Raw genomic sequence first — 20,902 nt, forward strand, 5'->3', positions numbered from 1 at the left:
TCCGGGCTAGAATCGGCGCATGCGGCACCTGCCCGGGGGAGACACACAGCGGGTGCCAGGGACTCAGGCGTACAGACCAAAAACGAGCATGCCCACTCCGCCTATCCGCCTCATCTGCGTTACCTGCCTCGCTGCTGCAATGCTTCTGGCATCCAGCCAGAGCTTCGCTGCGTCACGCGCCGAAGCGGGCCTGAGCCTGGATGCGCAGCTGCACGCCACAGACCCGGACGCCCCTCTGCCCCTGGTCCAGTTCGATCTGATTGAAGACGATGCCCCGCTGCGCATCAGCCCGGCCATCCCACCCGCCGAACTGCCCACGCTCTCCGGCGACACAAACACCAGCGCTACCGGCCGCCCCAGCTCCGCCCCGACGCTGCGCGATCACCTCGAATCCCTCCTGCGCGCCCTGTGGTTGCTCACCGCCCTCCTGCTCGGCCTGCATATGCTGCGCGAATGGGTCCGCGTCATGCGGGTACGCGTGCGTCGCCCCGCGCGCAGCATCGCCATGGAACACGCCCCCTGGCCCACCGTCTCCATCCTGATTCCCGCACGTGGCAGCCCCGGTGCGCAAAGCCGCCAGCTTGACGAGCTCCACTCCTGCTTCTTCGATTACCCCGTTGAGCGCATCCATTTCGTACCGATGTTCGATCCGGCCGATGCCGAAATCATCCCTGCCGTGGCGCGCCTGACCCAAGCCTTCCCGGGCCGCGTTCATCCATTGCCGATGATGGACGGACGCAACACCACCCTGGCCGCCGCCCTGCACGCCGCCGTCGCCACCTCGATCGGTAGCGCACTGATCGTGCTCGATCAGGACGCGCCCCTGCCGCAGGCCTGGCTGCGCCAATCTGTCACTCCACTGCTCGACCCGGCCACCGGCGCCGTGCTCAGCCGTGCGATTCCCGCACAAACCGAAAGCGCCCTGAGCGCACGCCTGAACCTGCTCGGCGATCAGGCCGACACCCTGATCGCCGCCCAGAGCGATGCGCTCAGCCTGCTGCTGTGCGGCAAGGCACGCATCCGGGCGCTGCGTCGCCAGGCCGTCAAGAGTCTGGAAACGCCTGATCTGCAACACGCCCCGGATGGCGCCGGCATCGTCCTGGGGCTGACCCGCATGGGTTGGCAATCGCAGTTGCTCGGCGAAATCGTGCAATGCACGGCCGACGATGCCCCCGACCTGATCCGCTCGCCGCGCCTGCGCATTTCGATTGCCCTGCGCAGCATGCGCATGGCCTCCCTGCTGCTCAACCCACGCATCCCGCTGGGCGCGCGTTTGCAAGGCGGCGCAGCTTTTTTCTCTGCCGCCCTGCCGTTGATCTGGCTGGCCAGCCTGCTGAGCGGCATCGCCCTGTATTTCGTTGGCGCGCCGCTCAGCGCGGGTCTGGCCATGGCTCTGTGCGCGGCCACCAGTTTCGATCCGCACGGCCAACCCAGCCCGGCCTTCAGCATGGCCGCCGCCGCGCGCATGGCCGGCATCCGCACCGAAATCCGTCTGCTGCCGCTGTCCTGCTTCAGCTTCATCGACCGCCTGATTGACGGCCTGCACATCCTGCTACGCGCCCGCCGCGAACATCCCGGCCCACCCACCGCCGGCCATCCCTCCATCGCCCTCCAGCCTGACCGCGAGGCCGCGACATGACGCCAACCCAGGCCCTGCTCGTCTTCATCGCCCTCAGCATTCTGTGCCTTGCGCTGCCGCTGCTGCCGCTGCTGCGCACCCTGTCGCGCGGCACGCCGCGTCCCACGCCTTTCGAACGCCAACCCGAACCCGCTGCACGCGCCGAAGAATTCCGCCACATGGTGCGCGAACAATTCGCCCACCTGCTGCACCTGGCACGCGACAGCGGCCCGATCCGCGGTGCCAACGAAAACGGCCGGCCTTTCATCGTGCTCGGGGTCAGCAACCACTTGGCCGAGCAGCTACCGCCGCGCACCCGCCGCCTGCGCAGTCTGGTCCTCGCCGCAGGCCATCTGGATATTCCCGGCGAATTGATCTGCGACCGCGAACTCTTCGCCGAAGGCCGCATCAACGTCGCCCACAACGCCCTGATCAAGAGCGCCCTGTCGCAACGCGACATCGCCATTGGCCGCCGTGCCCGCGTCACCCGCTGGGTGCGCACCGAGCGACGTCTCGACGTAGCCGAAGGCGGCCAACTCAAAGGCTGGGCCAGCGCCGCGCAGGAAATCGCCCTCGCCCGCCGCACCCAGTTCGAACAACTCCTCGCCCCGCGCATCGTCTTCGGCCGCCTGCCTGAAGACGCCCGCCGCCCGCGCCAGCCCGACACCGTCGCCCGCTTCGATCCACCCCAGCGCAGCAACGGTCAGCCCGGCAACGGCCGCAACTTGAGCGTCCCCGCCGGCCACACCGTCAAGGCCGATCTGCTCGTCTCCGGCAAGCTGATCATCGGCGACGGCTGCCGCATCATCGGTGATCTGCGCGCCGACAAATCCATCATCATCGGTCAGGATGTCGTCATCGAAGGCGCCGCCTACGCCGACGGCCCGATCAGCATCGGCGCCGGCTGCAAGATGAATGGCCCGGTCTTTTCGCGCAGCGAAATCCAGCTCGGCAGCGGCAGCGAAATCGGCTCCATGAACCACCCCTCCACCCTGGCGGCCGACACCCTGCTGATCAGCGAAGGCTGCATTGCCCACGGCAGCGTCTGGGCAATGCGCCGGGGTGAAGTCCTCGACGAGCGGAACGCCTCATGATTGATCCAGACGCCACCATCATGGTCTCCGTCACCGCCGCGCCACCGCGCAGCTTCTACCAGCGCCATCGCCACCTCCTGCGAGGTCGCATGGCCCAGTTCGCCATGGCCCTGCTGATCACCAGCGGCCTCACCCTGCTTCTGTGGCAACTGCTGCCTCTGATCTACCGCTTCTGGAATCACAGCCTCAGTCAGCTCCTCAGCGGCCTCGCGCTGGATGATGCTCAGCGGGTCACCCTCAGCATCAGCACGCCCGCATGGCGCCATCTGGAATCCGTCGCCATCAGCCTGCCCCTGGCCGCGCCCAGCCTCGCCACCCTCGCCGCCCATCTCTCAGGCGCAACACTGGTTTACCTGCTCGCCGCCCACCTGAACGCCCCCTTCCGTGCCCCGCTGCGCCTGCTCGCCGTCTTCCACGGCTTCACGGCGCTCGCCAGCCTCGCCCTGCCCAATGGCGCCGCCTACAGCATCGAAGAACACACCCGCGTCCTCAACCTCTTCACCCAGGGCCTGCTCCTGCTCCTGCCCGTCGTCATGGCCTTCACGCATTACATCGTCGAGCGCAGCAACGAGCGGCGCATCCTCGCCACCGTCCTGATCGCCAGCTACCTGATCGCCGCCCTGCCGATCAAACTCCTCGCCCACGCCCTGCTGATCCAGGCCGCCAGCGGCCTCGCCATGCCCACACTCTTCCTCGTCTGCGGCCCCGCCTTCGACATCCTCGCCGTGACAGCGATTTATGCGTGGGCGGTGACATGGCGGCATGGCACGCAATAACTAGTGCTGAGGATTGAGTGCTGAGTGCTGAGTGCTGAGGGGCTGGATTGGGGACTGGGAACTGGGAAAATCAAACCCTCGCACAGCCGTGCGGGGCGGGCTTCTCGGGGATGGCTGGCTGAAGAGGCTTGCTGGGGGCGGGTGTTGAGGCAGATGCTTTCGGCGATTCAAAACGACTCGTTAGAGGCTCCAACCGCAAATATTTGACTGCTGCTTTTTGTGGCAATTTAGCAAGCTGAAAAAGCAGCAACAATCCGTCTAAAACCTTGCATTTACGCGGATTTGAAGCACTCCCGCCCTCGCCGAATCAGGCAGCAGTCGGCAAGATCAGGGCGCAAACTTTCTGTCCAAATTGGAAGTTAGACATCAATGACTCCCGACGAGCATGTTCGCGAGGTATATGCCCACTTTGGGCTTGCCATCTATTGCTCTCAGGTTCTTGAGCATGGCATAGGCAATACTCTGGTTTATGCCTCTTTAATTCCAAGCAATTTAGGGAAAATTCGTTCCCGGACAGAGTGGGAAGAAAAATTTGATGGGTTTCTCGGCGCTCACTTCGATAAAACGCTTGGAAGAATGATTGCTGCACTCAAATCAGAGATAGCCATTCCTGTCGAACTTGAGTCAATGCTGACTGAAGCGTTGAAGAAGAGGAATTGGCTTGCTCATCATTACTTTCGAGATCGCTCGGATGAGTTCCTGAATGAACGAGGGCGGGAAATAATGATTGAGGAATTGAAAGCAACTCAAACGCTATTCTCTGATGCTGATGAACGACTAGAGGCGGCAACTAAACCGCTACGAGAGAAATATGGATTCACTGACGAACGCTTAGAAAAGTACTTTGATGAATACTGTGCTGATCGCGAAATCGACATCTAACGAATAAGGATAGATCGTGCGCAGCCACGATCTGATCCGTTTGTTGAACAAGCCCGGTCCCTGAGTCGTTTCCAGGCTCACAGAAAATATCTTTTTTGGATTATGCTGAATGACAACATTCGCGACAAATACCGTGCTTAACCAGTCACTTAACCGGTTCCGTTGCGGCAGTCGGTGCGTTCGATGCGTGCTGGCGCCACAATGATTGCCTTGATTCGAGGCGGCTCGTGCAGTCGAATTCCAAGCATCATTCCACCTTCGAGCGCCGATCGTCAAGGTGCAATGTGCTCGCCAACCCAGAGGATCCCGACAATCGCAGTGAGCATCAAATTCGCTTACAGCCTTGATTGTCTATCAACCAAGACCACGCGCTTGCTCCGACCGTATTTCCTCCGCGTAGCGGCTTCGTTCAACCCTGCAGTCGAAAGGGAACCCAACAAGCTGCGCTTACGGGGTTCTCTCCACAAGTGCTCCGGCGCCAATTACCTCCAACGTTAAAAATCCGCTTCCGTCTCGCTGATCAGCCGCCATCAGTCGATCCGAAACGCTCACAGCCCTGAAGCGCAAAGCAAACTCCTGCTTCGCTCACTCCCACAACCCCTACCCGTAAAGCCGCACCCCGCCTACCTCTGCAGGCAGCCTGCCGTGACAGGCAAGCCCGGTGCGGCTCTTCGGGCATGGCTTGCTCAACGATCCTTGAAGGCTTGCACGGTGAAGGCCAGGGCGACTTCGTCGGCGACCAGCGGGACCTGGAAATCCATGCCGAAATCGGAACGGTTTACCTTGGCGACGGCATTGGCGCCGATGCCATCACGCTTTTTCTGGATCGGGTGCGGGCCGGCGACGAAGGAGTTCAACTTCAGGGTGACCGGTTTGCTGATGCCCTTGATGTTCAGATCGCCGGTGATGCTGACGAGCTTGTCGCCGTCGAATTTCGCCTGATCGGCCTTGAAGCTGATGCTCGGGTGATTGGCGGCGTCGAAGAAGCGGGCTTCCTTCAATTGCCCGTTGAACAGGGCGGAGCCGGTGTTGATCGAGTTGGCATCAATCGTCACATCAATGCTGGCGGTGCGGGCCGCGCGATCCAGCGTGAGCTTGCCGCTGAACTGGTCGAAGCGGTGTTGCTGGAAGGTCCAGCCGAGGTGGTCGTAGCCGAAGCGCACGGCGCTGTGGCTGGGATCGATGGAGTAAGTCTCGGGGGCGGCTGTGGCGGCCAGCGCGAAACAGGCAAGAGCAATGGCGAGGACGATTTTTTTCATGCAGAAGTCTCCTGGGTTTTTACTTGCGGGGTGTAGCTGCGGTTACCCACTGACGGTCTGCTTCATGGCCGTTCGATCAGGATTAACCCGGCGCAAGACTACTGGCGCGCATCAAAGGGGTTTTGATCGAAATTGCTGAGCTGCGAAAATCACGCAGGCCCAGACACAAAATGCATCGGAGAGGCGCTGTCGGTGCGACTTCAGTCGCACGCCACGCTTGCTTGGCCGACTGAAGTCGGCCCTACTAAAACGTGGCTTTGGATCGTTCCCACGCTCTGCGCCAGGCTTTCGCCGCTCACAGCAACCAAACCGGACGCAGGAGCGTCCAGCACGACGCTCCCACGCGGAGCGTGGGAACGAGCAAATGTTCGGGCCTGGTTTTTGGGCTTGAGAATTTATTACGGACAGCTGTGGGTCAAGCCCGGAATGACGTGACAGAGCGAGTCCCCGAACGCATCAACCACGCTAGTTGGGCGCCACGCTCAGATAGAAATGCTCGACGCGTTCGGCCACCGGGGTGTAGTGCGGCACTTTGGGATAGTGGCGCAGCATCGGTCCCGGCACCGCGCGCCAGCTGGTTTCGGCAGCGACGCGGGCGATCAGGGCGGGGACATCGATGCGCTGGCGGCCGACAAAGGCAAAGCGGGCATAGTCGCCGGCGGGCAGAAAACCACGCTCCACGCCGGGTAGCTGGAAGGCGATGTCGAAGGCTGGAATGCAATGCCACATGCGCACCCGGCTGTCGGGCTGGCGCTGCGGATCGATCCAGCCTTCCGGATGCACGGCCCAATGCCGCCAGCCGCGCGCACCGGCGTTATGCACGGCCCAATTCACCTCGTGGCCGGCCTCGAAGACATCGGTGGCGCGTCCGCTGTAAGGCGTGCGCAGCACCGGCACGGCGGGCAGGCTGATGATTTCCAGCACAGGGTCACGGCTCAGCGCGGGCAGCACCAGCAAGCGTGAAGGCGCCTGATCGAAGGCGCGCACGAAGGCCCGGCTGAAGGCGGCGACCGAACCGTAGCCAGCCTGCCCGGCCAGCTCGGTAATCGTGCACGATGCGCCCTCTAGCAAACGCTGCCGGGCCTGGGTCAGGCGCAGGCGGCGCAGAGTCGCGATAGGCGATTCACCGACCTTTTCGGCATACAGGCGCTCGAAATGGAAGCGCGACAGATGGGCGACATCGGCCAGGGTGTCAAGGCGCAAGGCCTCGTCGTCCAGATGCTGATCCATGTAGTCCATGACCGCACGGATGCGCCGACGCTGCAGCAGAAATTGTTCGCGACTCAGGGCCATGCCGCAGTTTAGCCGAGCCGCGCCGCCGGGCTCTCGTGCAGGATGAAAACGGAGCCAGCCTGCACAGCCGCACCCACATTGCCTCTACACCACCCCTACCCCAAGACCGAAGCCCGACGCGGCTCTGCAAGCAGGCCCACTCAGCACTCAGTCCTCATTGCTCAGTCCTCTGCCGCAGGCAGCTAATACCTGAAACGCCCGATCTCGTCCTGCAGCTCGTGGGCGAGCTGCTCCAGACAGCGGGTCTCGCTGAGGGTCTGGCCGATGGCGTGATCGTTTTGCTGCGCGCCACTGGCGATTTCGTCCATCACCCGGTTGATGGATTGCGAGGCGGCGAGTTGTTCATGCGAGGCCGCCGCGATCTCGTTAAGTCCGTCGCAGACGCGATCCACGCCATCGCTGGCGCTGGCCAGCACAGCCGAGACCTGATCAAGCGACTGGATGCTGGCGCCGAGCTTGCTGCTGCCATCCCGAATCGAGGCACGCACCGAGCCGGAGCCGGCAGCAATCCCGGTGACCACTTCGTTGATCTGGAAGGCGGCCTGGGCGGATTTCTCGGCCAGCTTGCGCACTTCGTCGGCCACCACGGCGAAGCCTCGGCCCTGCTCGCCAGCGCGGGCAGCCTCGATGGCGGCGTTCAGCGCGAGCATATTGGTCTGCTCGGCAATCGCCTTGACCTCGGCGCTCAGGGCGGTAATGGCGGTGGTGCTGGTGACGAATTCGTCTGCGGTTGCCGCAATCTGGCTGACGGCCTGCTCGACGACGCGAATGTCCTGCACCAGCGAGCGAATGCGTTCGTTGCCCTGACGCGATTCGGACTGGCTTTCGAGCGAATGGTGGCGCACCCGGTCAGCACTGTCGGACACCACCGAAACCTGCTGGGCAATGGCGACAACGGCCTGCGCTGCATCCTGCGAACGGGCGTTTTGCTGGTGGGCCGAATCCATCAATGCGGCAGCATGTGAAGCCAGTTCGCGCGAAGCGCCCGCGACGCTTTCGGAGACTTTGCCGGTGCGCTGGATCAGGGCCTGGAAGGTCGCCATGAGCTGATTGAACACGCTGGCGGCGCGGCCGATCTCATCCTGCTGGCCGACCGGCAAACGTGAGCGCAGGTCGCCTTCGCCTTGCGCGATGATGCGCAGGCCCTCGGTCATGGCTGCCAGGGGACGGGTGACGACGCGCTGAACGAAGTAGTAAACGAAGGCAATCACCGGAATGCTGAGCAACAAGGCCAGCAGGATCAGCTTGCCGGTGAAGGCGGTGGCGGTCTGCCCGGCTTCACGCAAGGAGATTTTCATGCTCACCACGCCCAGCACCTCGCCCTGCTTGGCCAGGGCATGACAAGTCAGGCAATTTTTGCCCAGATAGTCGGGCAGCGCGATGGCAGGCAGCACCGCTACGAGTTGCTGCGCGTCGGCGTCATGCCGGTACAACGGCTTGCCACTGGCCAGCACCTGGGCCTCATCGGCATTCGGCGTCGCCGGTTTATCAGCGCCGGGGCCGAACTGGCGACTGACCGCTTCGCCACGCAAGACCCGCAATTGGCTCACATCGCTGGCATTGGCGATCTGGTCGAGATACACCGCACGCTGCCCCACGGTGCCGGTAATCATCATTCCGGTCAGCGCTGCCATGGTCATCTGATGGATGCTTTCGGCAAACTTTTCGGCCTGACGGCTGGCCATGTTCTGCTGCTCGCTGTGCGTCCAGGCAATGGTGGCGGCCCAAGCCAACACAAACATCAGCCAGATGCCGGCAACCAGACGCACCCAGATAGGCAAGCACGCTTTCACAGGTGGAGATAACGACATCGGGCGGTCCTCTGGGCGGGTGGAAAGGCGACTACGCCTCTTCTCCGCAGACTATCGACCCGCCCGAGCGCAAATTGAGCTTGGCCCCCGCGACTGCCCGAATGGACAAAAGGGCAGGACCGACGAGATTCCGGACCAAGCGCCCTGAAGCAAGCAAATCCAGCGGCCGAGACAGAGCGGCCCGAAGAGCCGCTCCCACATTGCCTTTGCGCCACCCCTGCCCCAAGACCCAATCCCGGAGACGCTCTGCAAGCATGCCCACTCAGCACTCAGCACTCATTGCTCAGCACTCTGCCGCAGGCAGCTAGTTCAGCGCCTTGCGCGAGGTTTTCAGGTCCACCACCACGATGGCTTCAAAGCCACGCCAGGCCAGCGGCACGACGTAAGGGCGCGGCTCGCAGCCGGGCTTGATGGCGATGCGCGTACAACGCCGCGGCACGGAAATTTCCAGACCCTCGCCGAGTGCCTTGCGCGCCTGGCCGGAGAACATGTTGGCTATCTCGCCGATCAGGTCCATGTGATCCTCATCGGTGTAGCTTTCGGAGCCATAGCTGAGCAGGATGTGCGAAAGCATGCCGCGCGGTGCGGAGAAATACAGTGAGCCGCTCCATTCGCCGCTGACATCGACGATGCCGGAAAAATCGAAAAAATCCAGATAGGTATCGGTATCGGCCAGAAAGGCCGAGCGGATTTCGGCGGCATCGCCCGTGGCGTGCTTGAAGAAGTGACTCACCGAGGCGATGAAGGCGCCCAGCTCCTGTTCCTGCAGTGCGCGCATGATCAATCCTTCAAGAGTTCTTTGAGGCCTTCAACCAGCTCTTCGCTGGTGAAGGGTTTGTGCAGGAAACCGTGTGCGCCACAACTCATGGCGTTCAGCGCAGTCTTGCGATCGCCCAGTGCGGAGATGACGAGGATGCGCATGTCCGGCGAGATTTTCATCAGGCCTTTGATGCAGGCCACACCATCCACGTTGGGCATGGTCAGATCCATGGTCACCACATCCGGCAAATATTCTCTTGCCAGCAGCAGGGCTTCGCCGCCATGACGGGCAGTCCCCACCACATCCAGATCGGGCAGATCGGGGTGGCGTGAGACCTGCACGATGCGGTTGCGGATCACGGAGGAGTCATCGACGACGAGCATTTTCATGCGGCGAACTCCACGCGAAACTCGGTGTAACGGCCCGGCTGGGTCAACAGGCGCACGCTGCCGCCGATGCGTTTGACCGCATGGCTCACCACGTCCAGCCCGACCCCGCGCCCGGCATGTTCATCCACCTGCGCCGCCGTGGAAAAACCGCGCTTGAAGATTTCCATGATCACCTGCCGATCCGACAGCTCGGCCAGCACTTTGTCATCCATCCGGCCCGTGTTGTGCAGCACCTGGCGCAGATGCTTGGCGCACAGCCCGCGCCCGTCATCGCGCACGCTGAGGATGAACTGATCCGGCCCGCTGCTGGAGAGCTCCACCTGAATCAGGCCCTCCGCCGGCTTGCCGGAACCGGCGCGCTCGGCCGGGCTTTCAATGCCGTGCACCACCGCATTGCGCACCAGTTGCGCGGCAATCACGCGCAGGGCGCTGGCCGCGGCAGGCGGCAGCATTTCCAGCGGATCAAGGCTGACGCTGGCCAGCACATTCTTGTTCTGATCACCCGCCACGCGGCGCGTCAGATCGAAAATGGACTGCTTGAAATCCATCGGCACAGCCACCGGCTCAGGTTGCTCGGCGTACTTGGCGACCACGCCGCGCAGCCAGCCGAGGCGCTCGAACAGTTTCTGCAGCGACACGGACACGCTGATCAGCTCTTCGCCACTCAGATTGTCACGCCCGCTGACGCCAGACAGCTGATCTTCAAATGCATGCGCATCGGTGACCATGAAATCCAGCCCAAGCATGGCCGCGTTGCCCTTGATCGAATGCACCACGCGGAACACATGGCTGATCATCGCGCGATATTCGCCCGGGCGCCCCGTCACCGACTTCAGGCGCTCGTTGATTTCCAGCAGGCCGGCGCCGGCATCGTTGATGAATTCCTGCAGGGTCGCCGGTTGCATCTGCACCAGACGCAGCATTACCGCCATCTGCTCGTTGGCGCGGTTCTTGGCGGCCTCCAGCTCAGCCCGCAAAGCCACGCGTTCGCTCACGTCACCCACCGTCACCAACAGGTGGGTGAGCTTGCCATCGACCAGCACACGATTGAATTCGAAGCTCAGATACTTGGCGCCCTTGTCGGTCAGCACGCCCACCTCGCGCAGCGGATTCAGCTCGCGCACCAGAACCTCTTTGACCCGGTCACCGAGCAGCAGCGTGGCATATTGCAGCGCCTGCTCGTAATCGTCCGGCCCCAGTATCTCGCGCAGGATCGGCTTGAAATCATCGCCCGCCGCCAGCTTGCGCCCGAGCAGCCCCGACAGCGAGGCCGAATACTGCGAGCCGAGGCAGAAGTTGCGGTCAATCAGCATCAAGCCTTCGCGCACCGTGCCAAGGATTTCGGAAGTCTCGCGCTGCGCGGCGGCCGAGCGTTCATCGCTCTCACGCAGACGACGGATGAATTTGAGCAGGATGAATCCGAAATTGAGCAGGGCCAGCACGATGCCGGCGGTCTGCACCTGACGCAAGCGCTCGGCCTTGGCATTGGCCACACTTTCCAGACGCACCGTCAGATCATTCATCAGCCCGAGCAGGCGGGTATTGCTGGCGCGCGCCATCTGCGCGGCACGCTCCACAACGACTTCATTGCCCGGCTGCGCCACGGCCGCCAACAGCACATCGCGATACGCCGGCCAGAATTCCCTGGCCTTGCCCAGCAGCGCTTGCCCACCCGCGTCCTGTATTTTCTCCAGTTTGGCCGGACGCCCGTCCGCGCCCTTGACCTGGCCGCCGGCCACAAAGGCATTCAGCGTGCTGTCGAAGAGCTTCACGGCCGTGTCCAGTTCCTGCGCCACGGCGGCATCCGGGCCGGCGTTGCGCAAATCACTCTCCAGCTGAAAAGCCGCCTTGGCCATGCGCTGCGAGAGCATGCGCTGACGCCCGCCCAGATTGATCGCCACCGCGTCGGCGCTGATCTGGTAGGACGTATAGAAATTCAGCATCAGCACAGCCAGATCGAAAATCAGGAAGCAGGCCACGGCCAGCACGATCTCGCGATATTTGCCGGGCTGCAGCCCCGGCGTGTCGTTCTTGTTCATTACCTTGTCTCCACGTTGTGTGCCCCCGCACGGGGGTCACAACGCAAAAACCGCACCAAGTCCAAAGCACGGCAATAAAGCCTGTGTTTTCAGTAAGATAAATTCTTACGCGACAAGAACGTCAGCGACCAACGAACCATAATCGGGCATGAACGGCAGGCCCTGCCCCATCCAACGGCATGCCTGCAAAGCCGCTACCAGCGTGCCTCTACAGGCCGCCTATCCGCACAGGCAGACTGGGGGAGACTCTTCAGGCATCGGTCCGCCAGCAAGTCCTCCAGCGCGTCGACGAGGCGGTGGTTGCTGAAAGACTTCTGCAGATAACCCAACGCGCCGACGTTCAGTGCCTGCAGCCGGTTTTTGATAGCGGTGAGGGACGAAATCATCAAGCGCTTGCAGATTCACGACCGCTCGGCTGCCCGGCATGCGAACCCTGTCACGAAACCGGAAAAACAAACCTCAAAACTCATCACCTGATTCAAGCCTGTGCGCACCCTGCCGTAAAACCTGATTGACGCCGCGCACAGCCAAAACGATGCTGCGGGTGCGATTGACGTCCGGCCGCCATGGCATATAACTAAACCATGCTGCTCCAACAAATCCGCTACCAAGGAGAGCTTCATCATGAGTTTTCGCCGCAATGCTTTACTCGCTCTGATCTGCCTGGCTGCCAGTTCTCTGGCCTTGGCCCAGCAGGCGCCGATCATCATCAAGTTCAGCCATGTCGTTGCCAAGGATACGCCCAAGGGCAAGGCCGCCGACCAGTTCGCCAAGCTGGTGAACGAGCGTGGTGCCGGCAAGATCAAGGTCGAGGTGTATCCGAACAGCCAGCTCTACAAGGATGGCGAGGAGATGAATGCCATCCAGCTGGGCGCAGTGCAGATGCTGGCCCCCTCGCTGGCCAAATTCGGGCCACTGGGCGTGCGCGAATTCGAGGTCTTCGACCTGCCCTTCATGTTTGATGACTACTCAGCCCTGCACCGCGTGACCAATGGCCCGATTGGCGCAGCCCTGCTCAAGAAGCTGGAGCCCAAAGGCATCACCGGCCTGGCCTACTGGGACAACGGTTTCAAGGATTTTTCAGCCAACAAGCTGACCAAGGCCCCGGCGGACTTCAAGGGGCTGAAGATGCGCATCCAGTCCTCCAAGGTACTGGAATCCGAAATGCGCGCGCTGGGCGTGATCCCGCAGGTGATGGCCTTCTCCGAGGTGTATCAGGCGCTGCAGACCGGCGTGGTAGATGGCACGGAAAATCCACCCTCGAACTTCTACACGCAGAAAATGCATGAGGTACAGAAGTACATGGTGCAGTCGCATCACGGCTATCTGGGCTATGCGGTGATCGTGAACAAGAAATTCTGGGACGGCCTGCCACCTGACCTGCAAAAACTTGTCGCCACGGCCATGGAAGAATCCACCCGTTACGCCAACGCGATTGCCCAGAAAGAAAACGCCGAGGCCACTGATGCGGTGAAAGCCTCCGGCAAGACCCAGGTCGTGGCACTGAGCCCGGCCGAGCGCAGCGAACTGAAGAAGGTGCTGGTCAAGGTGCACAAGGAACAAGAAGGCCGCATCGGCGCGGAGCTGATCAAGAGCATCTACAAGGAAACGGGGTTCGATCCGAACAAGCTCTGATCCTGAAGGTAAAAGGGGGCGTATCGCCCCCTTTTGCATTGAGACCCGCCGAATCCTGCTGTTCCTTGCCGGAGCTGCCATGAAAATTCTCGACTATCTGGAAGAGTGGCTGATCGCAACCCTGATGGGCGCGGCCACCACCATCACCTTCATCGCCGTCGTGCACCGCTATCTGGCGGGGCTGTCGATTCCCGGTCTGCAGGACTGGCTGCTGACCCTGAACATGGGCTGGTCGCAGGAGCTGACCATCATCCTGTTCGTGTGGATGGCCAAATTCGGCGCGGCTTACGGCGTGCGCACCGGCATCCACGTCGGCGTGGATGTGCTGATCAATCAGCTGGCGCCGCAGAACCGTGCGCGCTTCGTGATTTTCGGCCTGCTCGCCGGAGCGTTGTTCACCGGCATCGTCGTTGCGCTGGGCGCGATCCTGGTGTGGGGCAACGGCCTGCACTACGAGTTCAACCAGCTCATCGGCAGTACCGAATTCGTGCCGGAAGGCCCGACCACGCCAGATCTGGAATGGCCGACCTGGATGGTCTTCATGGTGGTGCCGCTGGGCTCCAGCCTGATGTGCTTCCGCTTCCTGCAGGTGGCCTGGAACTTCCACAAGACCGGCGAGTTGCCGCGCCATGATCACGGCCATGTCGACGGACTGGAAGAAGAAGTTGCGGAGGCTGCGAAATGAACGCACTCATCATTTTCGGGCTGCTGCTGGCCCTGATGCTTACCGGCATGCCGATCTCGATTTCGCTCGGCCTCACCGTGCTGACTTTCCTGTACACCATGACCACGGTGCCCATCGAATCGGTAGCGATGAAGCTGTTCACCGGCATCGAACGCTTCGAGATCATGGCAATTCCCTTCTTCATCCTCGCCGGCAATTTCCTGACCCACGGCGGCGTGGCCAAACGCATGATCAACTTTGCCACCTCGCTGGTCGGGCACTGGCACGGCGGACTCGGCCTGGCCGGGGTGATGGCCTGTGCGTTGTTCGCGGCAGTGTCGGGCTCCAGCCCTGCCACCGTGGTCGCCATCGGCGCGATCCTGCTGCCGGCGATGGAGAAGGCCGGCTTCCCGAAACGCTTCGGCGCCGGCGTGATCACCACCTCCGGCGCGCTGGGTATCCTGATTCCGCCCAGCATCGTGATGGTAATGTATTCGGTGGCGACCAATGCCTCAGTCGGTACCCTGTTCATGGCCGGGGTGATTCCGGGGCTGCTCCTGGCATCGCTGCTGGGCTTGACCACATGGTGGCGGGCACGCAAGAACAACTACCCTCGCGTCATGCTATTTCCGGATCGCAACAGTCTGCAGGCCACCATCGGCTGTATGTTCGGCGCCTTCTACGCACTGATTTTCACGGCCGTGCCGCCCTGGCTGTTGGGCATGGGCCTCGCCACGCTGATTCCGAACGCCGGTTTTGCCTACTTTCTGGCAGGAGCATTCTGGCTTGGACTGGCGCCGTGGACAACGAAGAGCAAGTGGATCGTCCGCTTCGTATATGTGGGCCTGATCGTGCTGGGCGTGCCAATCGGCGTGAGCTTCCTGCTGATCGAACCCTTCGCCGCCCTCTCGCCGCTGTATGCCAGCTTCGTGCCGGTAGTGGTGATGCTGATCTGGCTCTCCATCATCCAAGCCTGCGGCAGCTACACGCATATTGCCCCGACCTTCAAATTCGAGCTGATGTGGGAATCGCTCGAAGTCTGGCGCGCCTACTGGAAAAGCATCTGGGGCCTGCTGCTGATCATCGTAGTCATGGGCGGCATTTACACCGGCATCTTCACGCCGACCGAAGCCGCTGCGATGAGCGCGGTGTACGCCTTCTTCGTCGCCGTGTTCGTGTACAAGGACATGAAGCTGCGCGACGTGCCCAAGGTGCTGCTGTCCTCGGCCAACATGAGCGCGATGCTGCTCTACATCATCACCAATGCGGTGATGTTCAGCTTCATCATGACCGACCAGCAAATCCCGCAACAGCTGGCCGACTGGCTGCTGAATCAGGGGCTCGGGCCAATTGCCTTCCTGCTCGCGGTCAACATTCTGCTGCTGATCGCCGGCAACGTGATGGAGCCTTCTTCCATCGTCCTGATCATGGCGCCGATCCTGTTCCCCGTGGCGATCCAGCTGGGCATCAACCCGATCCACTTCGGCATCCTGATCACCGTCAATATGGAAGTCGGCATGTGCCATCCGCCCGTGGGGCTGAATCTATATGTAGCCTCCGGCATCACCAACATGGGCATCACCGAACTGACCAAGGCCGTGTGGCCTTGGCTGCTGACCATGCTCGGTTTCCTCGTAGTGGTGACCTACTGGCCGCCGCTGACCCTGTGGTTGCCAAATCTGCTAGGCATGCATTGATTTTTGCTGAATGACCCTGCCTGAAGAGCCGCATCCAGCGGCGCTTCGGGCAGCCCCATCCCAAAGACCCTTATCCAGCAAGCCTGTCGAGCACATGTGCTTGAAGGCCATTGCCCGGTGCGCCTCTTCAAGCCATCGAGAAATTGACATCGCTCAAGCCAGTTAACAAATCGCGAGTAAAATCGCAACTTGTCTGACAAATGAGGTTCGCCATGGCCAAGGGCAGCACGATCCAGTTTCAGTACCTCGAAAGCACCGACCCAGATACCGGCGTGCGCATCACCCGCCTGTCACCGCCCGAAGTAGCCTGCCCGCGCAACTATTTCTACCAGAAGTGTTTCAGCAACAACGGTGAGCGTCTGCTCTTCGGCGGCGAATTCGGCGACGTCTTCAACATCTGGCTGCTCGACCTGCCCAGCGGCGTAGCCCGCCAGATCACCGATGGCACAGGCAACAACTATCACGGCGCTTACCTGTCCCCCGACGACCAGTTCCTGTTCTACACAAAAAGCGGGCGCGAACATCGTCGCGTGGACCTGGCCACGCTGGAAGAAAAAATCATCTACAGCGTTCCGCCCGAATGGAAAGGCGCTGGCACCTGGGTGCCAAACTCGGCGTGCACGCGCATTGCCGGCATGGAAATCCTCGCAGCCGATCAGGTCACCGGCGGCAGTGGCTGGGAACGTTTCCGCAAGCAATTTGACGCAAAACCGCGCGAGCGCCTGATCGACATCGACATCGCAACAGGCCAGGCCCGCGTCGTGCTCGACCAGCAGCGCTACATGGGTCATCCGATGTTCCGCCCCTTCGACGACAGCATCATGGGCTTCTGTCACGAAGGCCCGCACGATCTGGTCGATGCGCGCATGTGGTTCATCAACGAAGACGGCACGAACCTGCGCCAGGTGAAGAAACACGCGCCGCATGAATCCTGCATGCATGAATTCTGGGTACCGGACGGCTCTAAACTGATGTACGTCAGCTATACCAAGGGCGACCAGGATCGCTACATCGGCGCCGCTGATCCGGTCACGCTGGAGAACGAAAACATCATGGCGATGCCGCCCTGCGCGCACCTGATGAGCAATTTCGACGGCAGCCTGCTTGTCGGTGATGGCGCCGGGCAACTGGGGGATGTGTCAGACAAGGAAGGGCACGCCTTCGAAGCCGACCCCTGGATTCACCTCTTCGACATGCAGACGCGCACGCACCGCAAGGTCTGCCGCCATGACAGCAGCTGGGCCGAATACAAGGGCAACACCCAGGCCACGCACCCACATCCGTCCTTCACGCCGGATGAAAAGCGCGTGCTCTTCTCCAGTGACCGTGAGGGCAAGCCTGCCTTGTATCTGGCCGATCTGCCGGTCTGATGTGGAGCGTCGCAAACGGCGCGCTCACGCATAGCGTGGGCGCGATCAATCCACCGGACGAACACCCTGCCTGGAGAGCTGCACTGGGCGGACTTCTCCGCAGGAACCTTCTCCAGCCGCCAGGGTCTGTGAGCAGCACTCAACTTATTCAATAAGCACTCACAGGACCGATCATGACTCTCGACTTTCTCACACGCCGCCCCCGCAGCGTGCTACTGGCCTTCGGCCTTGGCTGCTTTGCTGCGGTCGGGGCTGCCGCCTTGCTCGGTATGCTGTTCGATCTGGAAGTCTGCGCGATGTGCTGGTTCCAGCGCCTGGCGTTCCTGCTGGCCGGCACGGGTTTCCTGCTGGCCGCAGCCTGGCCGCGCGCGCAGTTTTTCACGCAACGCATCGCGGAGCTGGGGCTGCTGGTCGGCCTAGCCAGCGCCGGGCGTCAGGCTTATCTGCTGTCGCATCTGGATGAGGCCAGCGGCAGTTGCGGCGCGGGCCTGATGTATTACCTGCAGATGGGCAACTACGAAGCCTTCTTCCGCGCAGGCATGCTGGGCGGCATCGATTGCGCCGAAAACCAGCCGCTGATTCTCGGCCTGCATCTGCCGCAATGGAGCTTGCTGGCGTTCATTGCCACCATCGCGGCTTATGTACTCTGGCAAATCATCCGCGCCAGAAACAGCACGCTGAGCCAGCCCGCCTGAGCAACACCGGCAACAATCGAAAAGCTGATTGGCGACAATCTTCCGACCCCTCGTTTTTTGCCATGCAAGAAGAGGTACAGGGAAGAAGATTGCGCAAAAGTGTCACCAGTTACGCCAGAAAGCAAAAAGGCCTGTCTCTCGACAGGCCTAAGTGCTTGAATCTTTGGTACACCCAGAGCGATTCGAACGCCCGACCCCCTGGTTCGTAGCCAGGTACTCTATCCAGCTGAGCTATGGGTGCAAAAAACAGAAACAAGATTATGAACTAAAATCCCAGTCTCTGCAAGACTTTTCAGCCTTTTTTTCTTTTGGCGGAGAGCAAGGGATTCGAACCCTCGAGACAGGTTTTGCCCGTCTGCTCCCTTAGCAGGGGAGTGCCTTCGACCACTCGGCCAACTCTCCGCGAAGAGGGCGCATATTAGCTGCAACGCCCCGGTTCGTCAATCTCAACTCACAACTTGATCGAGTTCAAATGCTTTGTGCAACACGCGCACGGCAAGCTCCAGATATTTTTCGTCGATCACGACGGAAATCTTGATTTCCGAAGTCGAAATCATCTGGATATTGATGCCCTCTTCGGCCAGTGTGCGGAACATGCGGCTGGCAATGCCGACGTGCGAACGCATGCCCACGCCGACTACCGAAACCTTGGCCATCGTGCGGTCGCCGCGCACTTCGCGGGCGCCCATGTGCGTCTTCACACCCTCAAGAATCGCCGTAGCACGCTCGTACTCGCCGCGCGGCACAGTAAAGGAGAAGTCCGTCGAGCCATCCTGACCAACGTTCTGGATGATCATATCCACGTCAATATTGGCTTCGGCAACCGGACCGAGGATCTGATAGGCAATGCCCGGACGATCCGGCACGCCCAACACGGTAAATTTGGCTTCATCGCGATTGAAGGCGATGCCCGAAATGATCGGCTGTTCCATCTTGATATCTTCCTCGAAAGTAATCAGCGTGCCCTCGCCTTCATCCTGAAAGCTGGAGAGCACACGCAGTCTGACTTTGTACTTGCCTGCAAACTCGACCGAGCGCGTCTGCAGTACTTTGGAGCCGAGGCTGGCCATTTCGAGCATTTCCTCGAAAGTGATGCGATCCAGCTTGCGCGCCTCGGGCACGATGCGTGGATCGGTCGTATACACGCCATCCACGTCGGTATAGATCTGACATTCGTCGGCATGCAGCGCGGCGGCCAGCGCCACCCCGGTGGTATCCGAGCCGCCACGCCCCAGCGTGGTGATGTTGCCGGCGTCATCCACCCCCTGGAATCCGGCCACCACCACGACACAACCTTCATCCAGATCGCGACGCATGCGGTCTTCGTCGATCTTCAGAATGCGCGCCTTGGTAAAGGAGCTATCCGTAAGGATACGCACCTGCGGGCCGGTATAGCTGCGCGCCTTGATGCCTTCAGCCTGCAAAGCCATGCTCAGCAGGCCAATCGTGACCTGCTCGCCAGTGGAAATAACCACATCCAGCTCACGGGGATCAGGGTTGGCCTGAACTTCCTTGGCCAATGCGACAAGGCGATTGGTTTCGCCACTCATGGCGGACACAACGACGACCAGCTTGTGCCCTTGAGCATGCGCCCGGGCCACACGTTTGGCCACGTTCTTGATGCGTTCGGGATTGCCGACCGAGGTGCCACCGTACTTCTGGACTATCAGAGCCATCGTGCGCGATCTTTTGCAGAAACAGGAAGGCCGGGATTTTATCCCAAGCCACGGTTTCCGGCACAGCTGTTTGCGAGCCCCGGAGAAACACTGATTCACAATTATTTGCCTGAATGCATGAACTTTTCCCATAAAACATACACAAATGCTACTTGAATGCACTGCAAATATTGATCTATACTGCGGTCAGCCTATAACCAAAGTCATAGGTCGATTTCAAGCCCGCAGCATGATCAAAAGACAAGGGCTTAAAACGGCAATGCGGCAAATCCCCTCTGCGCCGTACTTCCAACTACTGACAAGGAAAACTCCTATGAAGATCGTCGAAAATATCGATGTCCGCGAAATCCGCCGCAAACTCGGCCTGAACCAATCCCAATTCTGGTCTGAACTGGGTGTTACACAAAGTGGCGGCTCCCGTTACGAGAGCGGCCGCAACATCCCCCGCCCTGTGCAAGCCCTGCTGCGCCTGGTGCACATTGAACAGATCGACATCGACAAGATCCGCAAGGACGACTTCGAAGTCATCGAATATCTGCGCGCCCACCAGTCGGATCTGTACAAGAGCCTGAAAAAAGACGCCAAGGCCAAAAAGAAGGAGAAGTAATCCTTCCGGGGGCCTGACTCCCGCGGCCTGGCTCGACAAACCCCGCCAGCTCACGCTGCGCGGGGTTTTGTTTTCATGGGCTACAATTCGCACCACTCCAACGCTAGGCCCTGCATTCATCGTGATCATCACCCGCCGCCTCGAATTTGACGCAGGACACCGCATCCCGGACCACCGCAGCCTGTGCCGTCACCTGCACGGCCATCGCTATGCGCTGGAAGTTACCGTTTCCGGCGACATCACGCGCATGGATGGCGATCCGCGCAACGGCATGGTGCTGGACTTCTCCGAGATCAAATCCCTGATGCGCGAGACTATCGTGGATCGCTGGGATCACGCTTTCCTTGTGTATCAAGGCGATGCACAGATTCTCGATTTCCTCACCAGCCTGCCGGATCACCGCACTGTCGTGCTGGATGTTGTGCCCACCGCCGAAAACCTCGCAGCCAAAGCCTTCGAGCTGCTTGAGCCGCATATCGGCGAACTCTGCGACAAAGCCCTGACGCTGGAGAACGTGCGGATCTACGAAACCCCCAACTGCTGGGCCGACGCCAGTCGCGCAAATTATCGAGGCAGCTAGACAGCGCGCTGTACCGAAGGCACAATGCGATCCCTGCCTGAAATGGCGGGACAGATT

18 protein-coding genes and 2 tRNA genes are annotated in these 20,902 nt (G+C 61.0%); 11 read left to right on the plus strand and 9 right to left on the minus strand.

What is annotated here, in order from left to right; genetic code table 11:
* Positions 1 to 88 precede the first annotated feature (88 nt).
* The 4 genes from ABXR19_RS13040 to ABXR19_RS13055 all read left to right on the plus strand — a co-directional run bounded on the left by ABXR19_RS13040 (position 89) and on the right by ABXR19_RS13055 (position 4,370).
* Positions 89 to 1,639 (plus strand): hypothetical protein, encoded by a 1,551-nt coding sequence (locus tag ABXR19_RS13040; protein WP_354601577.1) that lies wholly within the window; start codon positions 89 to 91, stop codon positions 1,637 to 1,639.
* Positions 1,636 to 2,712 carry a hypothetical protein gene (locus ABXR19_RS13045; protein ID WP_354601578.1) on the plus strand — a complete coding sequence of 359 codons (1,077 nt, stop codon included), beginning with the start codon at positions 1,636 to 1,638 and terminating at the stop codon, positions 2,710 to 2,712. The genes ABXR19_RS13040 and ABXR19_RS13045 overlap by 4 nt, the downstream gene beginning before the upstream one ends.
* Complete coding sequence (locus ABXR19_RS13050) at positions 2,709 to 3,488, plus strand: hypothetical protein (RefSeq protein WP_354601579.1); 780 nt, start codon at positions 2,709 to 2,711, stop codon at positions 3,486 to 3,488. The genes ABXR19_RS13045 and ABXR19_RS13050 overlap by 4 nt, the downstream gene beginning before the upstream one ends.
* 369 nt (positions 3,489 to 3,857) lie before the next feature.
* Positions 3,858 to 4,370, plus strand: coding sequence for a hypothetical protein (locus tag ABXR19_RS13055; protein WP_354601580.1), 513 nt, complete (start codon positions 3,858 to 3,860; stop codon positions 4,368 to 4,370).
* Between the two features lie 686 nt (positions 4,371 to 5,056).
* On the opposite strand, the gene ABXR19_RS13060 is transcribed toward ABXR19_RS13055, so the two are convergent.
* The 6 genes from ABXR19_RS13060 to ABXR19_RS13085 all read right to left on the minus strand — a co-directional run bounded on the left by ABXR19_RS13060 (position 5,057) and on the right by ABXR19_RS13085 (position 11,921).
* On the minus strand, positions 5,057 to 5,629 hold the full coding sequence (locus ABXR19_RS13060; RefSeq protein ID WP_354601581.1) for a YceI family protein: 573 nt from the start codon (positions 5,627 to 5,629) through the stop codon (positions 5,057 to 5,059).
* 465 nt (positions 5,630 to 6,094) lie between these two features.
* Positions 6,095 to 6,922, minus strand: a complete 828-nt coding sequence (locus ABXR19_RS13065) for a helix-turn-helix domain-containing protein (protein WP_354601582.1) — start codon at positions 6,920 to 6,922, stop codon at positions 6,095 to 6,097.
* 182 nt (positions 6,923 to 7,104) lie between these two features.
* Positions 7,105 to 8,703 carry a methyl-accepting chemotaxis protein gene (locus ABXR19_RS13070; RefSeq protein WP_354601583.1) on the minus strand — a complete coding sequence of 533 codons (1,599 nt, stop codon included), beginning with the start codon at positions 8,701 to 8,703 and terminating at the stop codon, positions 7,105 to 7,107.
* 334 nt (positions 8,704 to 9,037) lie between these two features.
* A complete protein-coding gene (locus ABXR19_RS13075; RefSeq protein ID WP_354601584.1) occupies positions 9,038 to 9,511 on the minus strand; it encodes a chemotaxis protein CheX in 474 nt (157 codons plus the stop codon).
* 2 nt (positions 9,512 to 9,513) lie between these two features.
* Complete coding sequence (locus tag ABXR19_RS13080; RefSeq protein ID WP_354601585.1) at positions 9,514 to 9,882, minus strand: response regulator; 369 nt, start codon at positions 9,880 to 9,882, stop codon at positions 9,514 to 9,516.
* Positions 9,879 to 11,921 carry an ATP-binding protein gene (locus ABXR19_RS13085; RefSeq protein WP_354601586.1) on the minus strand — a complete coding sequence of 681 codons (2,043 nt, stop codon included), beginning with the start codon at positions 11,919 to 11,921 and terminating at the stop codon, positions 9,879 to 9,881. The genes ABXR19_RS13080 and ABXR19_RS13085 overlap by 4 nt, the downstream gene beginning before the upstream one ends.
* Positions 11,922 to 12,545: 624 nt before the next feature.
* Between ABXR19_RS13085 and ABXR19_RS13090 the strand changes: the two genes are divergently transcribed.
* The 5 genes from ABXR19_RS13090 to ABXR19_RS13110 all read left to right on the plus strand — a co-directional run bounded on the left by ABXR19_RS13090 (position 12,546) and on the right by ABXR19_RS13110 (position 17,982).
* Positions 12,546 to 13,556, plus strand: a complete 1,011-nt coding sequence (locus ABXR19_RS13090; protein WP_354601587.1) for a TRAP transporter substrate-binding protein — start codon at positions 12,546 to 12,548, stop codon at positions 13,554 to 13,556.
* Positions 13,557 to 13,635: 79 nt separating this feature from the next.
* Positions 13,636 to 14,241: a TRAP transporter small permease gene (locus tag ABXR19_RS13095; RefSeq protein WP_354601588.1), complete on the plus strand. Its 606-nt coding sequence runs from the start codon at positions 13,636 to 13,638 to the stop codon at positions 14,239 to 14,241.
* On the plus strand, positions 14,238 to 15,917 hold the full coding sequence (locus tag ABXR19_RS13100) for a TRAP transporter large permease (RefSeq protein WP_354601589.1): 1,680 nt from the start codon (positions 14,238 to 14,240) through the stop codon (positions 15,915 to 15,917). Before ABXR19_RS13095 ends, ABXR19_RS13100 begins: the two co-directional genes overlap by 4 nt.
* 212 nt (positions 15,918 to 16,129) lie before the next feature.
* Entirely contained in the window at positions 16,130 to 17,287 is a 1,158-nt protein-coding gene (locus ABXR19_RS13105) for an oligogalacturonate lyase family protein (RefSeq protein WP_354601590.1), read from the plus strand.
* A gap of 173 nt (positions 17,288 to 17,460) precedes the next feature.
* Positions 17,461 to 17,982 (plus strand): disulfide bond formation protein B, encoded by a 522-nt coding sequence (locus tag ABXR19_RS13110; protein ID WP_354601591.1) that lies wholly within the window; start codon positions 17,461 to 17,463, stop codon positions 17,980 to 17,982.
* 164 nt (positions 17,983 to 18,146) lie between these two features.
* On the opposite strand, the gene ABXR19_RS13115 is transcribed toward ABXR19_RS13110, so the two are convergent.
* The 3 genes from ABXR19_RS13115 to ABXR19_RS13125 all read right to left on the minus strand — a co-directional run bounded on the left by ABXR19_RS13115 (position 18,147) and on the right by ABXR19_RS13125 (position 19,658).
* A tRNA-Arg gene (locus ABXR19_RS13115) sits at positions 18,147 to 18,223 on the minus strand.
* Between the two features lie 68 nt (positions 18,224 to 18,291).
* Positions 18,292 to 18,384 (minus strand) — tRNA-Ser (locus ABXR19_RS13120).
* Between the two features lie 44 nt (positions 18,385 to 18,428).
* Positions 18,429 to 19,658 carry an aspartate kinase gene (locus ABXR19_RS13125; protein ID WP_354601592.1) on the minus strand — a complete coding sequence of 410 codons (1,230 nt, stop codon included), beginning with the start codon at positions 19,656 to 19,658 and terminating at the stop codon, positions 18,429 to 18,431.
* A gap of 313 nt (positions 19,659 to 19,971) precedes the next feature.
* Here ABXR19_RS13125 and ABXR19_RS13130 point away from each other — a divergent pair, with 313 nt between their 5' ends.
* Complete coding sequence (locus tag ABXR19_RS13130; RefSeq protein ID WP_354601593.1) at positions 19,972 to 20,265, plus strand: helix-turn-helix domain-containing protein; 294 nt, start codon at positions 19,972 to 19,974, stop codon at positions 20,263 to 20,265.
* A gap of 121 nt (positions 20,266 to 20,386) precedes the next feature.
* Entirely contained in the window at positions 20,387 to 20,845 is a 459-nt protein-coding gene (queD, locus tag ABXR19_RS13135) for a 6-carboxytetrahydropterin synthase QueD (RefSeq protein ID WP_354601594.1), read from the plus strand.
* The last annotated feature ends 57 nt before the right edge of the window (positions 20,846 to 20,902 follow it).

The sequence above is a fragment of the Uliginosibacterium flavum genome, from assembly GCF_040566545.1.
Classification (GTDB): Bacteria; Pseudomonadota; Gammaproteobacteria; order Burkholderiales; family Rhodocyclaceae; genus Uliginosibacterium; species Uliginosibacterium flavum.

Excerpts from the sequence above, each read along its gene's own strand:
- ABXR19_RS13130 (WP_354601593.1), top strand. The coding sequence starts at position 19,972 with ATGAAGATCGTCGAAAATATCGATGTCCGCGAAATCCGCCGCAAACTC.
- ABXR19_RS13075 (WP_354601584.1), bottom strand. The coding sequence starts at position 9,511 with ATGCGCGCACTGCAGGAACAGGAGCTGGGCGCCTTCATCGCCTCGGTG.
- ABXR19_RS13040 (WP_354601577.1), top strand. The coding sequence starts at position 89 with ATGCCCACTCCGCCTATCCGCCTCATCTGCGTTACCTGCCTCGCTGCT.
- ABXR19_RS13095 (WP_354601588.1), top strand. The coding sequence starts at position 13,636 with ATGAAAATTCTCGACTATCTGGAAGAGTGGCTGATCGCAACCCTGATG.
- ABXR19_RS13110 (WP_354601591.1), top strand. The coding sequence starts at position 17,461 with ATGACTCTCGACTTTCTCACACGCCGCCCCCGCAGCGTGCTACTGGCC.
- ABXR19_RS13060 (WP_354601581.1), bottom strand. The coding sequence starts at position 5,629 with ATGAAAAAAATCGTCCTCGCCATTGCTCTTGCCTGTTTCGCGCTGGCC.
- ABXR19_RS13080 (WP_354601585.1), bottom strand. The coding sequence starts at position 9,882 with ATGAAAATGCTCGTCGTCGATGACTCCTCCGTGATCCGCAACCGCATC.
- ABXR19_RS13050 (WP_354601579.1), top strand. The coding sequence starts at position 2,709 with ATGATTGATCCAGACGCCACCATCATGGTCTCCGTCACCGCCGCGCCA.
- ABXR19_RS13125 (WP_354601592.1), bottom strand. The coding sequence starts at position 19,658 with ATGGCTCTGATAGTCCAGAAGTACGGTGGCACCTCGGTCGGCAATCCC.
- ABXR19_RS13045 (WP_354601578.1), top strand. The coding sequence starts at position 1,636 with ATGACGCCAACCCAGGCCCTGCTCGTCTTCATCGCCCTCAGCATTCTG.
- ABXR19_RS13055 (WP_354601580.1), top strand. The coding sequence starts at position 3,858 with ATGACTCCCGACGAGCATGTTCGCGAGGTATATGCCCACTTTGGGCTT.
- ABXR19_RS13100 (WP_354601589.1), top strand. The coding sequence starts at position 14,238 with ATGAACGCACTCATCATTTTCGGGCTGCTGCTGGCCCTGATGCTTACC.
- ABXR19_RS13090 (WP_354601587.1), top strand. The coding sequence starts at position 12,546 with ATGAGTTTTCGCCGCAATGCTTTACTCGCTCTGATCTGCCTGGCTGCC.
- ABXR19_RS13105 (WP_354601590.1), top strand. The coding sequence starts at position 16,130 with ATGGCCAAGGGCAGCACGATCCAGTTTCAGTACCTCGAAAGCACCGAC.
- ABXR19_RS13065 (WP_354601582.1), bottom strand. The coding sequence starts at position 6,922 with ATGGCCCTGAGTCGCGAACAATTTCTGCTGCAGCGTCGGCGCATCCGT.
- ABXR19_RS13085 (WP_354601586.1), bottom strand. The coding sequence starts at position 11,921 with ATGAACAAGAACGACACGCCGGGGCTGCAGCCCGGCAAATATCGCGAG.